17 protein-coding genes are annotated in these 18,568 nt (G+C 39.7%); 14 read left to right on the top strand and 3 right to left on the bottom strand.

Annotation, left to right across the window (positions count from 1 at the left end):
- Positions 1-47: 47 nt before the first annotated feature.
- The 5 genes from CJ239_RS03160 to CJ239_RS03140 all read left to right on the top strand — a co-directional run bounded on the left by CJ239_RS03160 (position 48) and on the right by CJ239_RS03140 (position 9,708).
- On the top strand, positions 48-2,699 hold the full coding sequence (locus CJ239_RS03160) for a valine--tRNA ligase (RefSeq protein WP_102210528.1): 2,652 nt from the start codon (positions 48-50) through the stop codon (positions 2,697-2,699).
- Between the two features lie 71 nt (positions 2,700-2,770).
- Positions 2,771-5,539: a hypothetical protein gene (locus CJ239_RS12040; RefSeq protein WP_102210527.1), complete on the top strand. Its 2,769-nt coding sequence runs from the start codon at positions 2,771-2,773 to the stop codon at positions 5,537-5,539.
- 392 nt (positions 5,540-5,931) lie between these two features.
- Positions 5,932-6,519: a DNA-directed RNA polymerase subunit delta gene (rpoE, locus tag CJ239_RS03150; RefSeq protein ID WP_000418405.1), complete on the top strand. Its 588-nt coding sequence runs from the start codon at positions 5,932-5,934 to the stop codon at positions 6,517-6,519.
- A gap of 389 nt (positions 6,520-6,908) precedes the next feature.
- Complete coding sequence (locus CJ239_RS03145; RefSeq protein ID WP_102210526.1) at positions 6,909-8,516, top strand: CTP synthase; 1,608 nt, start codon at positions 6,909-6,911, stop codon at positions 8,514-8,516.
- Positions 8,517-8,634: 118 nt separating this feature from the next.
- The gene (locus CJ239_RS03140; RefSeq protein WP_180958198.1) at positions 8,635-9,708 is read left to right on the top strand and encodes an N-acetylmuramoyl-L-alanine amidase family protein; all 1,074 of its coding nucleotides are present in this window, start codon (positions 8,635-8,637) and stop codon (positions 9,706-9,708) included.
- 24 nt (positions 9,709-9,732) lie between these two features.
- On the opposite strand, the gene CJ239_RS12035 is transcribed toward CJ239_RS03140, so the two are convergent.
- Positions 9,733-9,864 carry a hypothetical protein gene (locus CJ239_RS12035; protein ID WP_257994407.1) on the bottom strand — a complete coding sequence of 44 codons (132 nt, stop codon included), beginning with the start codon at positions 9,862-9,864 and terminating at the stop codon, positions 9,733-9,735.
- A gap of 93 nt (positions 9,865-9,957) precedes the next feature.
- Here CJ239_RS12035 and CJ239_RS03135 point away from each other — a divergent pair, with 93 nt between their 5' ends.
- The 8 genes from CJ239_RS03135 (at position 9,958) to CJ239_RS03100 (ending at position 15,472) form a co-directional block, all read left to right on the top strand.
- On the top strand, positions 9,958-10,257 hold the full coding sequence (locus CJ239_RS03135; protein WP_102210525.1) for a DUF4651 domain-containing protein: 300 nt from the start codon (positions 9,958-9,960) through the stop codon (positions 10,255-10,257).
- Positions 10,254-10,571: a thioredoxin family protein gene (locus CJ239_RS03130; RefSeq protein ID WP_102210524.1), complete on the top strand. Its 318-nt coding sequence runs from the start codon at positions 10,254-10,256 to the stop codon at positions 10,569-10,571. The genes CJ239_RS03135 and CJ239_RS03130 overlap by 4 nt, the downstream gene beginning before the upstream one ends.
- A gap of 16 nt (positions 10,572-10,587) precedes the next feature.
- Positions 10,588-11,214 (top strand): YtpR family tRNA-binding protein, encoded by a 627-nt coding sequence (gene ytpR, locus CJ239_RS03125; RefSeq protein ID WP_102210523.1) that lies wholly within the window; start codon positions 10,588-10,590, stop codon positions 11,212-11,214.
- A gap of 41 nt (positions 11,215-11,255) precedes the next feature.
- Positions 11,256-12,017: an SDR family NAD(P)-dependent oxidoreductase gene (locus CJ239_RS03120; protein ID WP_102210522.1), complete on the top strand. Its 762-nt coding sequence runs from the start codon at positions 11,256-11,258 to the stop codon at positions 12,015-12,017.
- A 76-nt stretch (positions 12,018-12,093) separates the two neighbouring features.
- Positions 12,094-12,489 carry a single-stranded DNA-binding protein gene (locus CJ239_RS03115; protein ID WP_000282467.1) on the top strand — a complete coding sequence of 132 codons (396 nt, stop codon included), beginning with the start codon at positions 12,094-12,096 and terminating at the stop codon, positions 12,487-12,489.
- 155 nt (positions 12,490-12,644) lie between these two features.
- Complete coding sequence (gene groES, locus CJ239_RS03110) at positions 12,645-12,929, top strand: co-chaperone GroES (protein WP_102210521.1); 285 nt, start codon at positions 12,645-12,647, stop codon at positions 12,927-12,929.
- Between the two features lie 15 nt (positions 12,930-12,944).
- Positions 12,945-14,567: a chaperonin GroEL gene (gene groL / locus CJ239_RS03105; RefSeq protein ID WP_102210520.1), complete on the top strand. Its 1,623-nt coding sequence runs from the start codon at positions 12,945-12,947 to the stop codon at positions 14,565-14,567.
- 137 nt (positions 14,568-14,704) lie between these two features.
- Positions 14,705-15,472, top strand: a complete 768-nt coding sequence (locus tag CJ239_RS03100; RefSeq protein WP_102210519.1) for an epoxyqueuosine reductase QueH — start codon at positions 14,705-14,707, stop codon at positions 15,470-15,472.
- Between the two features lie 175 nt (positions 15,473-15,647).
- On the opposite strand, the gene CJ239_RS03095 is transcribed toward CJ239_RS03100, so the two are convergent.
- Positions 15,648-16,181 carry a DUF402 domain-containing protein gene (locus CJ239_RS03095; protein WP_000775316.1) on the bottom strand — a complete coding sequence of 178 codons (534 nt, stop codon included), beginning with the start codon at positions 16,179-16,181 and terminating at the stop codon, positions 15,648-15,650.
- An 88-nt stretch (positions 16,182-16,269) separates the two neighbouring features.
- Entirely contained in the window at positions 16,270-17,046 is a 777-nt protein-coding gene (gene recX, locus CJ239_RS03090) for a recombination regulator RecX (RefSeq protein WP_102210518.1), read from the bottom strand.
- 37 nt (positions 17,047-17,083) lie between these two features.
- On the opposite strand from recX, the gene rlmD reads away from it, so the two are divergent.
- On the top strand, positions 17,084-18,439 hold the full coding sequence (gene rlmD, locus CJ239_RS03085) for a 23S rRNA (uracil(1939)-C(5))-methyltransferase RlmD (RefSeq protein WP_102210517.1): 1,356 nt from the start codon (positions 17,084-17,086) through the stop codon (positions 18,437-18,439).
- Positions 18,440-18,568 lie beyond the last annotated feature (129 nt).

Below are 18,568 nucleotides of genomic sequence, written 5' to 3'. Positions count from 1 at the left end.
CTACCTACTAATTTTATTTAAAGATATTAATTAGAAAGGACAAACACATGTCTAAAGAACTTTCACCTAAATACAATCCAGCCGAGGTTGAGGCTGGTCGTTACCAAAAATGGCTTGATGCAGATGTTTTCAAGCCTTCAGGCGATCAAAAGGCTAAGCCTTATTCTATCGTTATTCCACCACCAAACGTAACTGGGAAACTTCACCTTGGTCACGCATGGGATACGACTTTGCAGGATATCATCATCCGTCAAAAACGCATGCAAGGTTTTGATACCCTTTGGCTTCCAGGAATGGACCACGCGGGGATTGCCACTCAAGCTAAGGTTGAGGAGCGCTTGCGTGGAGAGGGCATTACACGTTATGACCTCGGTCGTGAGAAATTCCTCGAGAAAGTCTGGGAATGGAAAGACGAATATGCCACTACCATCAAGGAACAATGGGGTAAGATGGGGCTCTCTGTAGACTACTCTCGTGAGCGTTTCACTCTTGACGAAGGTTTGTCAAAAGCGGTTCGCAAAGTCTTTGTGGACCTTTACAAGAAAGGCTGGATCTACCGTGGTGAGTTTATCATCAACTGGGACCCAGCTGCTCGCACAGCCCTTTCTGATATCGAGGTGATTCACAAGGATGTCGAAGGAGCCTTCTACCACATGAATTATATGCTGGAAGACGGCTCACGCGCCCTTGAAGTTGCGACTACTCGTCCTGAGACCATGTTTGGGGACGTTGCCGTTGCGGTCAATCCAGAAGACCCACGCTACAAGGATTTGATTGGTAAAAACGTCATCCTTCCAATCGCTAATAAATTGATTCCAATCGTTGGGGACGAGCACGCAGATCCTGAGTTTGGTACGGGTGTCGTGAAAATCACACCTGCCCACGATCCAAACGACTTCTTGGTTGGTCAACGCCACAACTTGCCGCAAGTCAACGTCATGAACGACGACGGAACCATGAATGATTTGGCTTTTGAATTTGCAGGTATGGACCGTTTTGAAGCTCGTAAGGCAGTCGTTGCCAAGTTAGAAGAAATCGGTGCCCTTGTCAAAATCGAAAAACGCGTCCACAGTGTTGGTCACTCAGAGCGTACAGGTGTTGTGGTTGAACCACGCTTGTCTACTCAATGGTTCGTCAAGATGGACCAATTGGCTAAGAATGCCATTGCCAACCAAGACACAGACGACAAGGTCGAATTCTACCCACCTCGTTTCAATGATACCTTCCTCCAATGGATGGAAAATGTCCACGACTGGGTAATCTCTCGTCAGCTCTGGTGGGGTCACCAAATCCCTGCTTGGTACAATGCAGAAGGTGAAATGTACGTCGGTGAAGAAGCTCCTGAAGGTGACGGATGGACTCAGGACGAAGACGTCTTGGATACTTGGTTCAGTTCTGCCCTTTGGCCATTCTCAACCATGGGCTGGCCTGATGTCGACTCAGCAGACTTCAAACGCTACTTCCCAACTTCAACCTTGGTAACAGGTTACGACATCATCTTCTTCTGGGTATCTCGTATGATCTTCCAATCTTTGGAATTCACAGGTCGTCAGCCATTCCAAAACGTCCTTATCCACGGTCTTATCCGTGACGAGCAAGGACGCAAGATGTCTAAGTCACTCGGTAACGGGATTGACCCGATGGATGTCATCGAGAAATACGGTGCCGATGCCCTTCGCTGGTTCCTTTCAAACGGTTCTGCACCAGGTCAAGACGTGCGCTTCTCTTACGAGAAAATGGATGCTTCATGGAACTTCATTAACAAGATCTGGAACATCTCTCGCTACATTCTCATGAACAATGAAGGTTTGAGCCTCGAGCAAGCAACTGCCAATGTGGAAAAAGTTGTCAACAAGGAAGCTGGAAATGTCACAGACCGCTGGATTCTCCACAACCTCAATGAAACCATCGGAAAAGCAACTGCCAACTTTGATAAGTTTGAGTTTGGTGTGGCTGGCCACATCCTCTACAACTTCATCTGGGACGAGTTTGCGGACTGGTACGTTGAGTTGACCAAGGAAGTCCTTTATAGCGATAACGAAGAAGAGAAAGTCATCACACGTTCTGTTCTCCTTTACACTTTGGACAAGATCCTTCGTCTCCTTCACCCAATCATGCCATTCGTGACAGAGGAAATCTTTGGACAAATCTCAGAAGGATCTATCGTTACAGCAGAATACCCAACTGTCAACCCAGCCTTTGAAGACCTTGTTGCCCACACTGGTGTCGAAAGTCTTAAAGACTTGATCCGTGCCGTTCGTAATGCGCGTGCTGAAGTAAATGTAGCACCAAGCAAACCTATTACCATCCTTGTTAAGACAAGCGATAGTGATTTGGAAGCCTTCTTTAACAGCAATGTCAACTACATCAAACGCTTCACAAATCCTGAACACTTGGAAATCGCGTCAACTATCCCTGCACCTGAACTGGCTATGTCAAGCGTCATCACAGGAGCAGAAATCTACTTGCCTCTCGCTGACCTCCTCAATGTCGAAGAAGAACTCGCTCGTCTCGACAAGGAACTGGCTAAATGGCAAAAAGAACTGGATATGGTTGGTAAGAAGCTCTCTAACGAACGCTTCGTAGCCAATGCCAAACCAGAAGTCGTCCAAAAAGAACGCGACAAACAAGCCGACTACCAAGCTAAGTACGATGCGACCGTAGCACGTATTAATGAGATGAAGAAACTCGTTAAATAAATACAGAAACACGGTGATGAGCCGTGTTTTTTGGTATAATTTGAAGAGAGAAAACTTATCTCGGAGGGTATATGTTTATTTTAATCGGAATTTTCTTATTTCTATTCTCTATTAATTCGTTTATTAATGGGTGGAGAAAACTGGACATAGTGATAGTAATTGGTTATTTGTATTTGTTGTGTAAACAATCAAGTAATTTAAGTTTTACATCAATGCGAAATTTAGATATTGCTCTTATCATTATATTACTGTTTTATTCTATATCGGATATTTTGTGGGGATTAAGAATTGTTGGATTAACCATACCTCTAGTTCGAAATATTATATTGAGGTACATTAATTTTAAGGATTATCTCGAATATAAAATTAGAATTCATATTCGAGATATAAGTGAAGTTGTCTTGCTTTTATTGCTGATAACATTAGTCTATGTTCAAGAGTTTTTCAAAGTGCCCACAGTTTCGTTTCAAAATACCAATATCGTTGAGTTAATTAGTTTTGAAATTGGAGTATTTAGCCTGTATGGTATATACGTTGGTTTTCTTCAATTTTTAACGGAAAATGATAAGGCTTATTATCTAGGAGTAAGCAAGACTAAATTCATGCTAGATAAATCAATTTGGTCAAGATTCACTCGGGCAAAATTTTTCCATATCCTTTTATTCCTTACAGTTGCAATGCCTGTTTTAAGTAATTTTATTCATCAGACAAATTATCTTGAATATATTTGGCAAGCAAGTTCAGGAATAGTAGTCATTATTTATATCTATTTACTAAAACTGAATATAAGTGTTGCTTATAATGTTTTTAGGCTAAATGCTGAAGTGATTCATAAAAAAATTCAAAACCAAGATTCGTCATCGGCTGAGATGATAAAGAAATTGAGGGAATTGCGGAAAACAAGTGTTGATGAGGAAATTTCTATCTATCTTCAAAGAGAAATGAAGGAGTTATTTTGGAAAGTATATAAAAAACCAGATGAATATGTCGATAATTTTGTATCTGTCTTTCTAGAAAATCGGTTTTTATTAATTGATGTAGAGGAGCGTAATGATTTTGTATATTCTATCTTTCATGAAGAATACTGGGAAAATTATAACTTAGCTTACTCAATCGATGAATATTTAGAAAAGCTTTCATCTGAGCAAATTTCTGATTTCTATAACTTCTATAGAAAGTATTGCAAATATAAATGGGAATTTTTGAAGAAATTTCAGGATAATATTCTTTCGAATACATGGAAAGAACTAATTGAGCAGGATCTTGGAGTTTTCCAAAGTCTTGAGAAAAAGGATGATACATTTGAAATTTTACAAATCGAGAAACCTACGAGTCTCTATTTGGGACAATCAAGTGATTATGGGATCAAAGAATATTTATTTGAGACTCTTATTAACAATAAAGCTATCGAACTAAATGTAATAGTTGATAAATTGAAGAATGAATTACATTCTATTAAGAATTCCAAAGAAGAAAAAGAATTGCAAGATCAAAATGAAGATTTTTTACGTTTTAAATTAAATCAGCTATTCAAGCTATACGAGAAAGGAGAGAGAGAGTTTTCTCTTCCAGAATTTAAAAAGTTGTCTTATGAGTCTGATGGGAGAAAATATAATGATTTCTATAACAGTATGTTGTATTCAGAAATCTGTTTTAATTATTTGGATAGAAGAATAATTGGAACTTTCGTCCAAAACAAAATTACGGAAGCTGAGAGTGAAGAAGAAATAAAACAAAAAAGAAGAGCTGAAAAAATTCAAAACTTAATATTAAGTATGAATGAAGAATATCGATTAGCTTTTATGTTATATCGGTTAATCTACACCGACTATACACAATGGGATGATAACATTGAATTTTATGATGCTGAGATTAAAAAATTAATGAGTTGCGATGAAGAACAACAAAATTATCTTTTCTATCAAGCTAAAGAGATAATCTTAAGAACAAATATTAGCGATTGTATTACAGATGAAATTTTAGATAAATTATGGACAAAACGAAATGAAAAAATAACAGGTTTTTATTGGTTTAATCAGTTTGGTAGAAGGTATCAAATGTCAGAACTTAAAATTGTATATGTTCAATGGTTATTGTCAGGTAAAAAATTTTCATTCTCAAGCAGACTTAACTTTATATATGATTCATTCAGCTTTGGTAAAGTGGTAACAAGAGCGAAGAACAGTGAAAAATGTATAAAAGTCTCTGTTAATAAATTACATTGGAAACGTGTTAGAAATAAAGAGAAAATTGATAACTTCTGTAGAGAGTATTTGCTTCTTACTGATAAGTTAGATTCAATTTTCACAAATGATTTTTATTCGTACAAGCAAACTGGTATACAATTATCAGTTGAATATCTTTTGAGGACAAATAAAATTAACCTATCAAATGTAATAGAAGATTTATCAGTATCAAGTTTATTACGTCTAGAGCGGATATTAAGCTATAGGGGCTACCGTTATAATCGATATTTCAGCTATACTAGTAGAACAATTTTTGATGCTGTAACTTCTAATAGTCCATCTTATTGGTCCGGTGGAGAAGGAGTAGTAGAATTTTATATTCTCAAAACTATTGATAGTTTTTATCAAGATTTATATTTGGATAGTCAATTTATAGAAGGTCTTAAAGGGAAAATGATTTCTACTTTGAATTTTCAAAATATGATGATTGATGAGTATGTTGAAGTAATCTCCCAAAAAGTTTCAATCATAGGCAGTGTTTCTAAGTTTCAAAAAGAAGAAATTATTCGTAAATTGAATGATTTGTTATACAATACTGAAACAAAGAGTAATCAGAGTAAGTTAGCTCATAAGAAAATATATAGATATAGGTAGCGATGCTAAATACCTCTTTTTAATTTATATAACAAACAGATAAATTTTCTTCTCTAGAAAAAGAAAGTATCAATCAGCTACATTTAGGTTGAAAAGTACAATATTTGATTATAGTTTACCTTTTTGAATGAAAATTTATAAGTAAATAATTTATTCATCTTATACTGGAAAAATCAATATTTTAGAAATCATCTTACCACATAAAAAACTCAGTCAGTTCATGCCGGTACAACCCCACCTCACGACGTAGCAAAGAAATAAAAAGTCCTGTCACTTTCTCCCCCTTAACCTTTGACTATTCCGCAAAATTATCGTAAAATAAAGAGTAAATGATAAAATGAGGTCAGAGTCTGTTCGCTCTGGCGATAGTAGTATAAATGAGGAGAAACGCTTTGGAATTAGAAGTATTTGCTGGGCAAGAAAAAAGTGAACTATCTATGATTGAGGTAGCGCGTGCTATCTTGGAACTTCGTGGTCGCGATCATGAGATGCATTTTAGCGATCTTGTAAACGAAATTCAAAACTACCTTGGAACATCAAACAGCGATATCCGCGAAGCTTTGCCTTTGTTCTACACAGAGTTGAACTTTGACGGTAGCTTCATCTCACTTGGAGACAACAAATGGGGTCTTCGTTCATGGTATGGTGTAGACGAAATCGACGAAGAAATCATCGCTCTTGAAGAAAATGACGACGATGAAGTAGCACCAAAAGCTAAGAAAAAACGTGTCAATGCCTTCATGGATGGCGATTCAGATGCTATTGACTACAATGCAGATGATCCAGAAGACGAAGATGCATACGAAGCAGATCCAGCTCTTTCATACGATGATGAAAATCCAGATGATGAGAAAAATGAAGTGGAAGCTTACGATGCAGAAATCAACGAAATCGCCCCAGATGACTTGGGTGAAGACGTGGATCTCAACGAAGAAGACGATGAGTTTTCAGATGATGATGCTGAAAACATCGAGGAATAAAAATTAGCTATTGACAATTATCCTATTTTTAGGTATCATATTGTTCGGGCACCTCTTTTAGAGGTCGGGGCTCCCTAGTCTTTAGGGAGCTATTTTTGTTTTTTCAAGAAGTTATCTTCTTGTATTTTATACTCAATAAAAATCAAAGAGCAAACTAGGAAGTTAGTCGCAGGTTGCTCAAAGCACTGCTTTGAGGTTGTAGATAAGACTGACAAAGTCAGGAACACATATCTACGGCAAGGCGACGCTGACGCGGTTTGAAGAGATTTTCGAAGAGTATTAGTTGTGAATCTGGTGCAGTCGTCCCAGATTATTCTTATTAGTAGGGTCTTGTTTCCTATGTCCCCTCGTAGTTAACAAGGCCTTGAGCATTTTAGAAAGAGGAATCTATGTCTACGAAATATATTTTTGTAACTGGTGGTGTGGTATCGTCTATTGGGAAAGGGATTGTGGCAGCAAGTCTGGGCCGTCTCTTGAAAAATCGTGGTCTCAAAGTAACCATTCAAAAGTTTGACCCTTATATCAATATTGATCCGGGGACTATGAGTCCTTACCAGCACGGGGAAGTTTTTGTGACAGATGATGGAGCTGAGACAGATTTGGACTTGGGTCACTATGAACGTTTCATCGATATCAATCTCAACAAATATTCCAACGTGACAACTGGTAAAATTTACAGTGAAGTTCTGTGTAAGGAACGTCGTGGAGAATACCTTGGGGCAACTGTTCAAGTCATTCCTCATATCACAGATGCTTTGAAAGAGAAAATCAAGCGTGCCGCTGTAACGACAGACTCTGATGTCATTATCACAGAAGTTGGTGGAACAGTAGGAGATATCGAGTCCTTGCCATTCCTAGAGGCTCTTCGTCAGATGAAGGCAGATGTTGGTGCGGATAATGTTATGTACATCCATACAACCTTGCTTCCTTACCTCAAGGCTGCTGGTGAAATGAAAACCAAACCAACTCAACACTCTGTAAAAGAATTGCGTGGATTGGGAATCCAGCCAAATATGTTGGTGATTCGTACAGAGCAACCAGCTGGTCAAGGAATTAAAAACAAACTGGCCCAGTTCTGTGATGTGGCACCAGAAGCTGTCATCGAATCATTGGATGTTGAACACCTTTACCAAATTCCATTGAACTTGCAGGCGCAAGGTATGGACCAAATTGTCTGTGACCATTTGAAATTAGACGCACCAGTAGCGGATATGACAGAATGGTCAGCCATGGTGGACAAGGTTATGAACCTCAAGAAACAAGTTAAAATTTCCCTTGTCGGTAAGTATGTTGAGTTGCAAGATGCCTACATTTCTGTGGTTGAAGCCTTGAAACACTCTGGTTATGCCAATGACGCAGAAGTTAAAATCAATTGGATCAATGCCAATGATGTGACAGCAAAGAATGTGGTAGAGCTCTTGTCTGATGCGGACGGAATCATCGTACCAGGTGGTTTTGGTCAACGTGGTACGGAAGGGAAAATCCAAGCCATCCGCTATGCGCGTGAGAATGATGTTCCAATGTTGGGAGTCTGCTTGGGAATGCAGTTGACTTGTATCGAGTTTGCTCGTCACATTTTGGGTCTTGAAGGTGCCAATTCTGCAGAGCTTGCACCAGAAACAAAATACCCTATCATTGATATCATGCGTGATCAGATTGATGTTGAGGATATGGGTGGAACCCTTCGCTTGGGACTTTATCCATCTAAGTTGAAACGTGGTTCTAAGGCAGCAGCTGCTTATCACAATCAAGAAGTGGTGCAACGCCGTCACCGTCATCGTTATGAGTTTAACAATGCCTTCCGTGAGCAGTTTGAGGCAGCAGGTTTTGTCTTCTCAGGAGTTTCTCCAGACAATCGTTTGGTCGAAATTGTGGAAATTCCTGAAAATAAATTCTTTGTAGCTTGTCAGTATCATCCTGAACTTTCAAGTCGTCCAAACCGCCCAGAAGAACTCTACACTGCCTTTGTCACTGCAGCTGTTGAGAACAGTAATTAGTAAAATCAGAACCTTTGAGAAGAATCTCAGAGGTTTTTTACTAGCATATTTAGGATAAGATTTGCAAAATAAAAACATAGTGATATAATTAACATAAAAATCCTAAGGAGGATCTACGATGAAAAAAATCACCTTATTTGGTTTGTCTCTAGCAGGTTTAGCTTTACTGGCTTTTCCTCATTCAGGTCAGGCCTTCGAGCTAAAAGAAGAATGGGTTGTTAAATGTGGAGTTCAGTATCAAGATGGCAAGATTCTTCGATTTAATAATGGCCATGAAGTGGATATTAAAGTATTGGATTTGCCAAAAAATGAGAAAATCGAGTGGACGGTTAGTCTCAATGGTCAAGATCAGACTGCCAATTTCCTAGGTCAAGAAAAGGACAAGTCTATGATTGGTGTAGAGGGGCGTTACCTGAATTTCTATGTTCCATATGGCTATAGAGGAGATATCAAGGTAGAGACCAAGAGCGGAAACGAAGTCAAGACCTGGTCAACGAAAGTTGTGGATGATATTCATAATGATAGTGGAAAGAGAGGCTACTACCGTATTGAAGAATCAAATGATCAATACACCTACCTTGATACTAAATGGGACTATCAAACCAAGACTTACACTGCTACCTTACCAGAGACTGTCAATGGTCAAAAAGTATATGCTTGGGCAGACTATGATAATGGTGAGTTGAAGCTTGAAAAACTAAAATCTATCAGTCATAAATATGATGGAGGATCTTTCAAAGAACTTTATCCGATTGTAAAAGCAGAAAGCTGGCTAAAATCAAACCAAAACTGGTACTATCAAAAACAAGGTCAATTAGTGCAGAAGGATTGGGTTTATGACAAGGGGACTTGGTACTTTATGAATGATAAAGGGATAATGTTCAATCAAACTTGGCTTTATCAAGGTAGCAACTGGTATGCATTTAAATCATCAGGAGCTATGATTGCGAGTGACTGGCTTTACGACCAAGGCAAGTGGTACTATTTATCAACTTCAGGAGCCATGAAAGCAAGCGCTTGGGTTTATGACAAGGGAGAATGGTATTATGTAAGTTCTTCTGGTGCCATGCTAGCGAATGATTGGATCAAAGACAATGGTAAGTGGTATTATCTGGCTTCATCAGGTAAGATGCTTCGCAATACCTACACACCTGATGGTTACTACGTTGACAACTCAGGTGCTTGGCAATAAGAATAATACTCTTCGAAAATCTCTTCAAACCACGTCAGCTTCATCCACAACCTCAAAACAGTGTTTTGAGCTGACTTCGTCAGTTCTATCTACAACCTCAAAGCAGTGCTTTGAACAACCTGCGGCTAGCTTCCTAGTTTGCTCTTTGCTTTTCATTGAGTATAAGAAGTCCTTTTCCTTAAAGGAAGAGGCTTTTTACTTGCTTTTCTGCTGCTTCCTCATTTGTCCTAAAGCCTTTTTTGTGTTAAAATGAATGGTATGAAAGCTAAAAAAATGTGGATGGCAGGTCTGGCTCTGCTTGGTATTGGGAGCCTTGCCCTTGCTACGAAAAAAGTTGCAGATGACCGTAAGCTCATGAAGACTCAGGAAGAGTTGACAGCGATTGTGCGAGACCATTTTTCAGACATGGGGGAAATTGCGACCCTCTATGTTCAAGTCTATGAAAGCAGTCTAGAGAGCTTGGTTGGTGGCGTCATTTTTGAGGATGGCCGTTATTATACCTTTGTCTATGAAAATGAAGACCTAGTCTATGAGGAGGAAGTCTTATGATACAACCAGCAAGTTTAGAAGAATTGGCATCTTTAGTAGAAAAAGATGACAAAAAAGTCTTTCTTTTTGTGGCAGACTGGTGTGGTGATTGTCGTTATATCTATCCTGCCTTGCCAGAAATTGAGGAGACCAATCCAGAGTTCACCTTTATTCGAGTGGATCGAGATCAGTATATGGATCTAGCCAAACTCTGGGATGTTTACGGAATTCCTAGCCTTGTTGTTCTAGAAAAAGACAAGGAAATTGGTCGTTTTGTCAATCGCGACCGTAAAAGCAAGCAACAAATTAACGACTTTTTAGCAGGACTGAAATAGGAGAAAAAAGGAAACAATGATTTTTACATATAATAAAGAACATGTCGGTGATGTCCTTATGGTCATCGTGAAAAATAGCGGAGATGCCAAACTAGATGTGGAGCGCAAAGGCAAGGTAGCTCGTGTTTTCCTCAAAGATAATGGAGAAACAGTGGCGTGGAATGTTTTCGAAGTTTCAAGTTTATTTGAAATTGCAGAGCGCGGTCAAGTATTTTTGTCAGATGAGCAAGTAGCTCGTTTGAACCAAGAATTGCAGGCGGAAGGTTTTGCAGAAGAAATTGTTAATGACAAGGAACCTAAGTTTGTTGTTGGTGAGATTGTCGAGATGGTAGCCCATCCTGATAGTGACCATCTCAACATCTGCCAAGTTGCAGTCGCAAGTGACAAGATAGTGCAAATCGTTGCAGGGGCTCCCAATGCGCGTGTTGGCTTGAAAACCATTGTAGCTCTTCCTGGAGCAATGATGCCCAAAGGCAATCTTATTTTCCCAGGCGAACTTCGTGGTGAAAAGAGTTTTGGCATGATGTGTAGTCCTCGTGAATTGCATCTGCCAAATGCTCCGCAAAAACGTGGGGTGCTTGAATTATCAGAAGACCAAGTTGTTGGAACTCCATTTGATCCAGCTAAACACTGGATTGCCTAGGAAGTTGTCAGTATCTGATAGACCAGCTAGAAGGAAATAAGATGGCAAAAAATGTAGTGATTACAGGGGCGACATCAGGAATCGGTGAAGCGATTGCGCGTGCTTATCTGGAGCAGGGTGAGAATGTTGTTTTAACAGGACGACGGATAGACAGACTTGAAGCCTTAAAAATTGAGTTTGCAGGAACTTTTCCAAATCAAACCGTCTGGACCTTTCCACTAGATGTCACGGATATGACTATGGTAAAGACTGTCTGCTCTGATATTATAGAAACGATAGGTCAGATTGATATTCTGGTCAACAATGCAGGTTTGGCTCTAGGTTTAGCATCTTATCAGGACTATGAAGAATTGGATATGTTGACCATGTTGGATACCAATGTTAAGGGCTTGATGGCAGTCACTCGCTGTTTCTTGCCAGCAATGGTAAAAGCCAATCAAGGTCACATTATCAATATGGGGTCAACCGCAGGAATCTATGCCTATGCGGGTGCAGCAGTTTATTCAGCCACCAAGGCTGCGGTTAAGACCTTTTCAGATGGACTGCGAATTGATACCATCGCAACGGATATCAAGGTGACGACCATTCAACCTGGAATTGTCGAAACAGATTTTTCTACAGTGCGTTTTCATGGTGACAAAGAGCGTGCTGAGGCGGTTTATCAGGGAATCGAAGCCTTGCAAGCTCAGGATATTGCAGACACAGTGGTTTATGTGACCAGTCAACCTCGCCGTGTGCAGATTACAGATATGACCATTATGGCCAATCAACAAGCGACAGGTTTCATGGTTCATAAAAAATAAAAAATTTTCTCGAAAAGTTACAAATTTCTGTAACTTTTTTGATTTCCTGCGAATAGATAAGTAGGAGGAAGAAAATATGTATAATAAAGTTATCATGATTGGACGCTTGACGTCTACACCAGAATTGCACAAAACCAACAATGACAAGTCAGTAGCGCGAGCAACCATTGCTGTGAATCGTCGTTACAAAGACCAAAACGGTGAACGCGAAGCTGACTTTGTCAATATGGTCCTATGGGGTAGACTAGCAGAAACCTTGGCAAGCTACGCAACTAAAGGTAGTCTCATTTCCGTTGATGGGGAATTGCGTACCCGTCGCTTTGAGAAAAATGGTCAAATGAATTATGTGACCGAAGTACTTGTTACTGGATTCCAACTCTTGGAAAGTCGTGCTCAACGTGCCATGCGTGAAAATAATGCAGGCCAAGATTTGGCGGATTTGGTCTTGGAAGAGGAAGAATTGCCATTTTAAACATTAAAAAGTCTGAGTTGGTCTCAGGCTTTTTATCTTGAGAAAGTCAGACTTTTTTCTTGACTATTTCTGACCAAGTGATACAATAGAACTATGAATTAGCACTCAGATATAAAGAGTGCTAATACTATCTATCTCATTATGGAGGAAATCAGATGTTGAAACCATTAGGGGACCGTGTGGTCTTAAAAATCGAAGAAAAAGAACAAACTGTTGGAGGCTTTGTCCTTGCAGGCTCAACCCAAGAAAAAACCAAAACAGCCCAAGTTGTAGCTACTGGACAAGGGGTTCGTACCTTGAACGGTGACTTGGTTGCCCCAAGTGTCAAGGTTGGAGATCGTGTCTTAGTTGAAGCTCACGTAGGTCTTGATGTCAAAGATGGCGATGAAAAGTACATCATCGTAGGCGAAGCGAACATCTTGGCTATCATTGAAGAATAGAAGGAGAAAGTAAGTATGTCAAAAGAAATTAAATTTTCATCGGATGCTCGTTCAGCCATGGTTCGTGGTGTCGATATCCTTGCAGATACTGTTAAAGTAACCTTGGGGCCAAAAGGTCGTAACGTTGTGTTGGAAAAATCATTTGGCTCACCCTTGATTACCAATGATGGTGTGACCATTGCCAAAGAAATTGAATTAGAAGATCATTTTGAAAATATGGGGGCCAAATTGGTATCAGAAGTAGCTTCAAAAACCAACGATATCGCAGGTGACGGGACTACAACTGCAACTGTTTTGACCCAAGCTATCGTCCGCGAAGGAATCAAAAATGTCACAGCAGGCGCAAATCCAATCGGTATTCGTCGTGGGATTGAAGCAGCAGTTGCCGCAGCAGTAGAAGCCTTGAAAAATAATGCCATCCCTGTTGCCAACAAAGAAGCTATTGCTCAGGTTGCTGCCGTGTCTTCTCGTTCTGAAAAAGTAGGCGAATACATCTCTGAAGCCATGGAAAAAGTTGGTAAAGACGGTGTCATCACTATCGAAGAGTCACGTGGTATGGAAACAGAACTTGAAGTTGTGGAAGGAATGCAGTTTGACCGCGGTTACCTTTCACAGTACATGGTGACAGATAGCGAAAAAATGGTGGCTGACCTTGAAAATCCATATATCTTGATTACTGATAAGAAGATTTCAAATATCCAAGAAATCTTGCCACTCCTCGAAAGCATTCTCCAGAGTAATCGTCCCCTCTTGATTATTGCGGATGATGTGGATGGCGAAGCTCTTCCGACTCTTGTATTGAACAAGATTCGTGGAACCTTCAACGTAGTAGCAGTCAAGGCACCTGGCTTTGGTGACCGACGCAAAGCCATGCTCGAAGATATCGCCATCTTGACAGGCGGAACAGTTATCACAGAAGACCTTGGTCTTGAGTTGAAAGATGCTACAATTGAAGCACTTGGTCAAGCAGCGAGAGTAACTGTGGACAAAGACAGCACTGTTATCGTAGAAGGTGCTGGAAATCCTGAAGCGATTTCTCACCGTGTTGCGGTTATCAAGTCTCAAATCGAAACTACAACATCTGAATTTGACCGCGAAAAATTGCAAGAACGCTTGGCAAAATTGTCAGGTGGTGTAGCGGTTATTAAGGTCGGAGCCGCAACTGAAACTGAGTTAAAAGAAATGAAACTCCGCATCGAAGATGCCCTCAACGCTACTCGTGCAGCTGTTGAAGAAGGAATCGTTGCAGGTGGTGGAACAGCCCTTGTAAATGTTATCCCAGCCGTGGCTGATTTGGAATTGACAGGAGACGAAGCGACAGGACGCAATATTGTGCTCCGTGCCTTGGAAGAACCTGTTCGTCAAATCGCCCACAATGCAGGATTTGAAGGATCTATCGTTATCGATCGTTTGAAAAATGCTGAGCTTGGCACAGGCTTCAACGCAGCAACTGGCGAGTGGGTCAACATGATTGAAGAGGGAATCATTGACCCAGTTAAAGTGAGCCGTTCAGCCCTTCAAAATGCAGCATCTGTAGCCAGCTTGATTTTGACAACAGAAGCGGTCGTAGCTAATAAACCAGAACCAGCAGCCCCAGTTCCAGCCATGGATCCAAGCATGATGGGTGGCATGATGTAAGCTTTCTATAGAAAACAACTTATAAAAAACACAAAAGGAGGGAATGACTATTCCTCCTTTTTATGATATTCACTTCTAAATAGGTTTGAGCTCTCCTAACTTATATGATAAAATAAGACTAGAAAAAGGAGAAGAACATGATTGATGTAGAAGAAATTCTGAGTAAGATGAACCCCAATCAGAAGATTAATTATGACCGTGTCATGCAGAAAATGGTACAAGTATGGGAGAAAAATGAGCAACGGCCAACCATTCTCATGCATGTTTGCTGTGCCCCTTGCAGTACCTATACCTTAGAATACCTGACCAAGTATGCAGATGTGACCATCTATTTTGCCAATTCTAATATCCATCCCAAGGCAGAATACCATAAGCGTGCCTATGTTACCAAGAAATTTGTCAGTGATTTCAATGAGCGGACAGAAAATACGGTCCAGTATCTAGAAGCTCCCTATGAACCCAATGAATACCGTAAGTTAGTCAGAGGACTAGAGGAAGAACCAGAAGGTGGCGACCGTTGCAAAGTTTGCTTTGACTACCGACTGGATAAGACAGCGCAAGTGGCTATGGATTTGGGCTTTGACTACTTTGGCTCAGCCTTGACCATCAGTCCTCATAAGAATTCTCAAACCATCAACAGCATTGGAATCGACGTGCAAAAGATTTACACCACCCACTATCTTCCAAGTGATTTCAAGAAAAATCAAGGATACAAACGTTCAGTAGAGATGTGTGAAGAGTATGACATCTACCGTCAATGTTATTGTGGATGCGTTTATGCAGCCCAAGCCCAGAATATTGACCTGGTTCAAGTTAAGAAGGACGCCACTGCGTTTCTACTGGATAAGGATGTTGAGAAAGACTATTCCCACATCAAATTTACTGTTACGAAATTAGATATATAAGGATAAACCCAGCTGCAAAGCTGGGTTTTTATACTCTTCGAAAATCAAATTCAAACCGCGTCAACGTCGCCTTGCCGTACTCAAGTACAGCCTGCGGCTAGTTTCATAGTTTGCTCTTTGATTTTCATTGAGTATTAAAATAAAAAACCAGGGCTTTCACCCTAGTTTGACAACTTTACCGATTCTTTAGTTCTACATAGCGCTTGTACCAAATGTTTACATAGGCTTCTGAGAAAGGACCACGTCCATTGTTAATCCAATCAACAAGAATTTTGACATGTTCTTTTAAAATATAGTCCAAGTCATCAGAATAATTCATTTTGCGTTTGTGACGCTCATACTCCTCAACGTCCAAGAGACGTTTTTCCCCATCTGTAAAAATTTTAACATCCAAATCGTAATCAATATACTTCAGTGCTTCTTCATCCAGATAGTAGGGGCTAGCCATATTGCAATAGTAGGAAATTCCATTATCACGAATCATGGCAATGATATTAAACCAATATTTCTTGTGAAAGTAAACAATAGCTGGTTCTCGAGTAACCCAACGACGACCATCACTTTCGGTAACCAGTGTATGATCGTTGACACCAATAATGGCATTTTCTGTTGTTTTTAGTACCATGGTGTCCCGCCAAGTTCGGTGGAGACTCCCATCATGCTTATAACTTTGAATTGTAATAAAGTCGCCTTCTTTTGGAAGCTTCATAACTAACCAACTTTCTACAATTTATAAGTTTATCGTTTACTATTATACCATAAAATTGCCTAAAATCTGTGAATTTTACATGAAAATATTAAAGATATTCTCTGAGAGCGCTTGCTATATCCGAAAAATCGTAGCCCTTTCGTGATAAAACTTGGGTTAAACGCTGTTTAAGTTCGTATCCTTCATATTTTCGGGAATACTTGGCATATTGCTTATCAAGTTCCTTGAAGATGAGTTCCTGAGTCGTTTCTTGGTCAACTTGACTATCCAACTCGTCAAAGGCAACTTTAGCATCAGAGTAAGAGAAGCCCTTGTTGGTCAGGTTCTGGATAATCTTATCTTGCAAGGCACGAGCTGGAAGTTTTCCCTCATATTTTTTCAATAGTTTATTAGCTATACGTTGAGCAACTTCCGAAAAATCAAATTCTTTCAGAATCTCTTCTATAGTAGATTTTGAAATTCCTTTTTGTGCTAATTTCTGAGTCAGTACATAAGGCCCCTTGTCTCCTGAAAGTTGATTGGCATTGATGATAGTATAAGCGTACTGGCTATCATTAATCCACTTATCTTCTTTAAGATTAATAATGACTTGAGAAACGATGTTTTCATCAATATCATATTTTTTTAGATATTCACTGACCTCTTTTTCAGTACGTGCTTTAAATGATAAGTGGTAGAGGGCTAGATTCTTACCATAAGAAAATTTGGCAAAGTCCTGAATCTCTTTCAATTCTTCTTGGCTTATCACCTTATCTCTAGATAACATAAAACGAACAATTGTGTCTTCAGTGATGTAGCATTTGTCGCCATTATCAAGCTCCATCAGATAGAGACTTTTTTTCTTTTCAAGTTTTGTGATTTTCATAGTTCTATTATAACTCAAAATGTGATAAGATAGGGGTATGAATCTGAAAGTGAAACAAAAAATACCATTAAAAATCAAGCGCATGGGAATTAATGGTGAGGGAATCGGCTTTTATCAAAAAACATTGGTCTTTGTGCCTGGTGCTCTCAAAGGAGAAGATATCTATTGTCAGATTACTTCTATTAAACGTAACTTTGTTGAAGCAAAATTACTAAAGGTTAATAAGAAGTCTAAATTTCGAGTTGTGCCAGCCTGTACTATTTACAATGAATGCGGAGGCTGCCAAATCATGCACCTGCATTATGATAAGCAGCTGGAGTTCAAGACGGACTTACTTTATCAAGCGCTGAAAAAATTTGCCCCTGCAGGATATGAAAATTATGAAATCCGCCCGACGATTGGTATGCAAGAACCAAAGTACTACCGTGCTAAGTTACAATTTCAGACTCGAAAATTTAAGAATCAGGTCAAGGCAGGCTTATATGCGCAGAACTCTCATTATCTAGTAGAGTTGAAAGATTGCCTGGTACAAGACAAGGAAACCCAAGTGATTGCTAATCGTCTAGCGGAATTACTTACTTTTCACCAAATTCCAATCACGGATGAGAGAAAAGTTCTAGGTGTTAGAACTATAATGGTTCGACGAGCAAGAAAGACTGGACAGGTTCAGATTATTATTGTTACAAACCGCCAGCTTAATTTAACCCTGCTGGTAAAAGATTTAATTAAAGATTTCCCAGAAGTTGTGACAGTAGCTGTGAATACAAATACAGCTAAAACCAGTGAGATTTATGGTGAAAAGACAGAGATTATCTGGGGAGAAAAGAGTATTCAAGAAGGTGTACTCGATTATGAATTTTCACTATCTCCTCGAGCTTTCTATCAACTAAATCCTGAACAAACAGAAGTCCTTTATAGCGAGGCAGTAAAAGCGCTGGATGTTGATAAAGAAGACCATTTGATTGACGCTTATTGTGGTGTTGGAACGATTGGATTTGCCTTCGCAAAGAAAGTAAAGACTCTCAGAGGTATGGATATTATTCCAGAAGCCATTGAAGATGCCAAGCGAAATGCCGAAAGAATGGGATTTGACAATACTCATTATGAAGCTGGACCGGCAGAAGAGATTATTCCTCGTTGGTACAAAGAAGGCTACCGGGCAGATGCTCTGATTGTAGACCCACCACGTACAGGTCTGGATGATAAGTTATTAGACACTATTCTTACTTATGTACCAGAAAAAATGGTTTATATTTCTTGTAATGTTTCGACCTTGGCTCGTGATTTAGTGCGCTTAGTAGAAGTCTATGATCTTCGTTATATCCAGTCGGTCGATATGTTCCCACATACAGCTCGGACTGAAGCAGTTGTAAAATTAATAAAAAAAGTTTAAAAAAGGTGTTGACAAAGTTTGAAAAGTGGGTATAATAGTAAGAGTTGAAAATAACAACTCTGGTCCGTTGGTCAAGGGGTTAAGACACCGCCTTTTCACGGCGGTAACACGGGTTCGAATCCCGTACGG

The sequence above is a fragment of the Streptococcus sp. UMB0029 genome (genome assembly GCF_002871495.1).
Classification (GTDB): Bacteria; Bacillota; Bacilli; order Lactobacillales; family Streptococcaceae; genus Streptococcus.
This window is presented reverse-complemented; position numbering and strand designations above follow the sequence as displayed.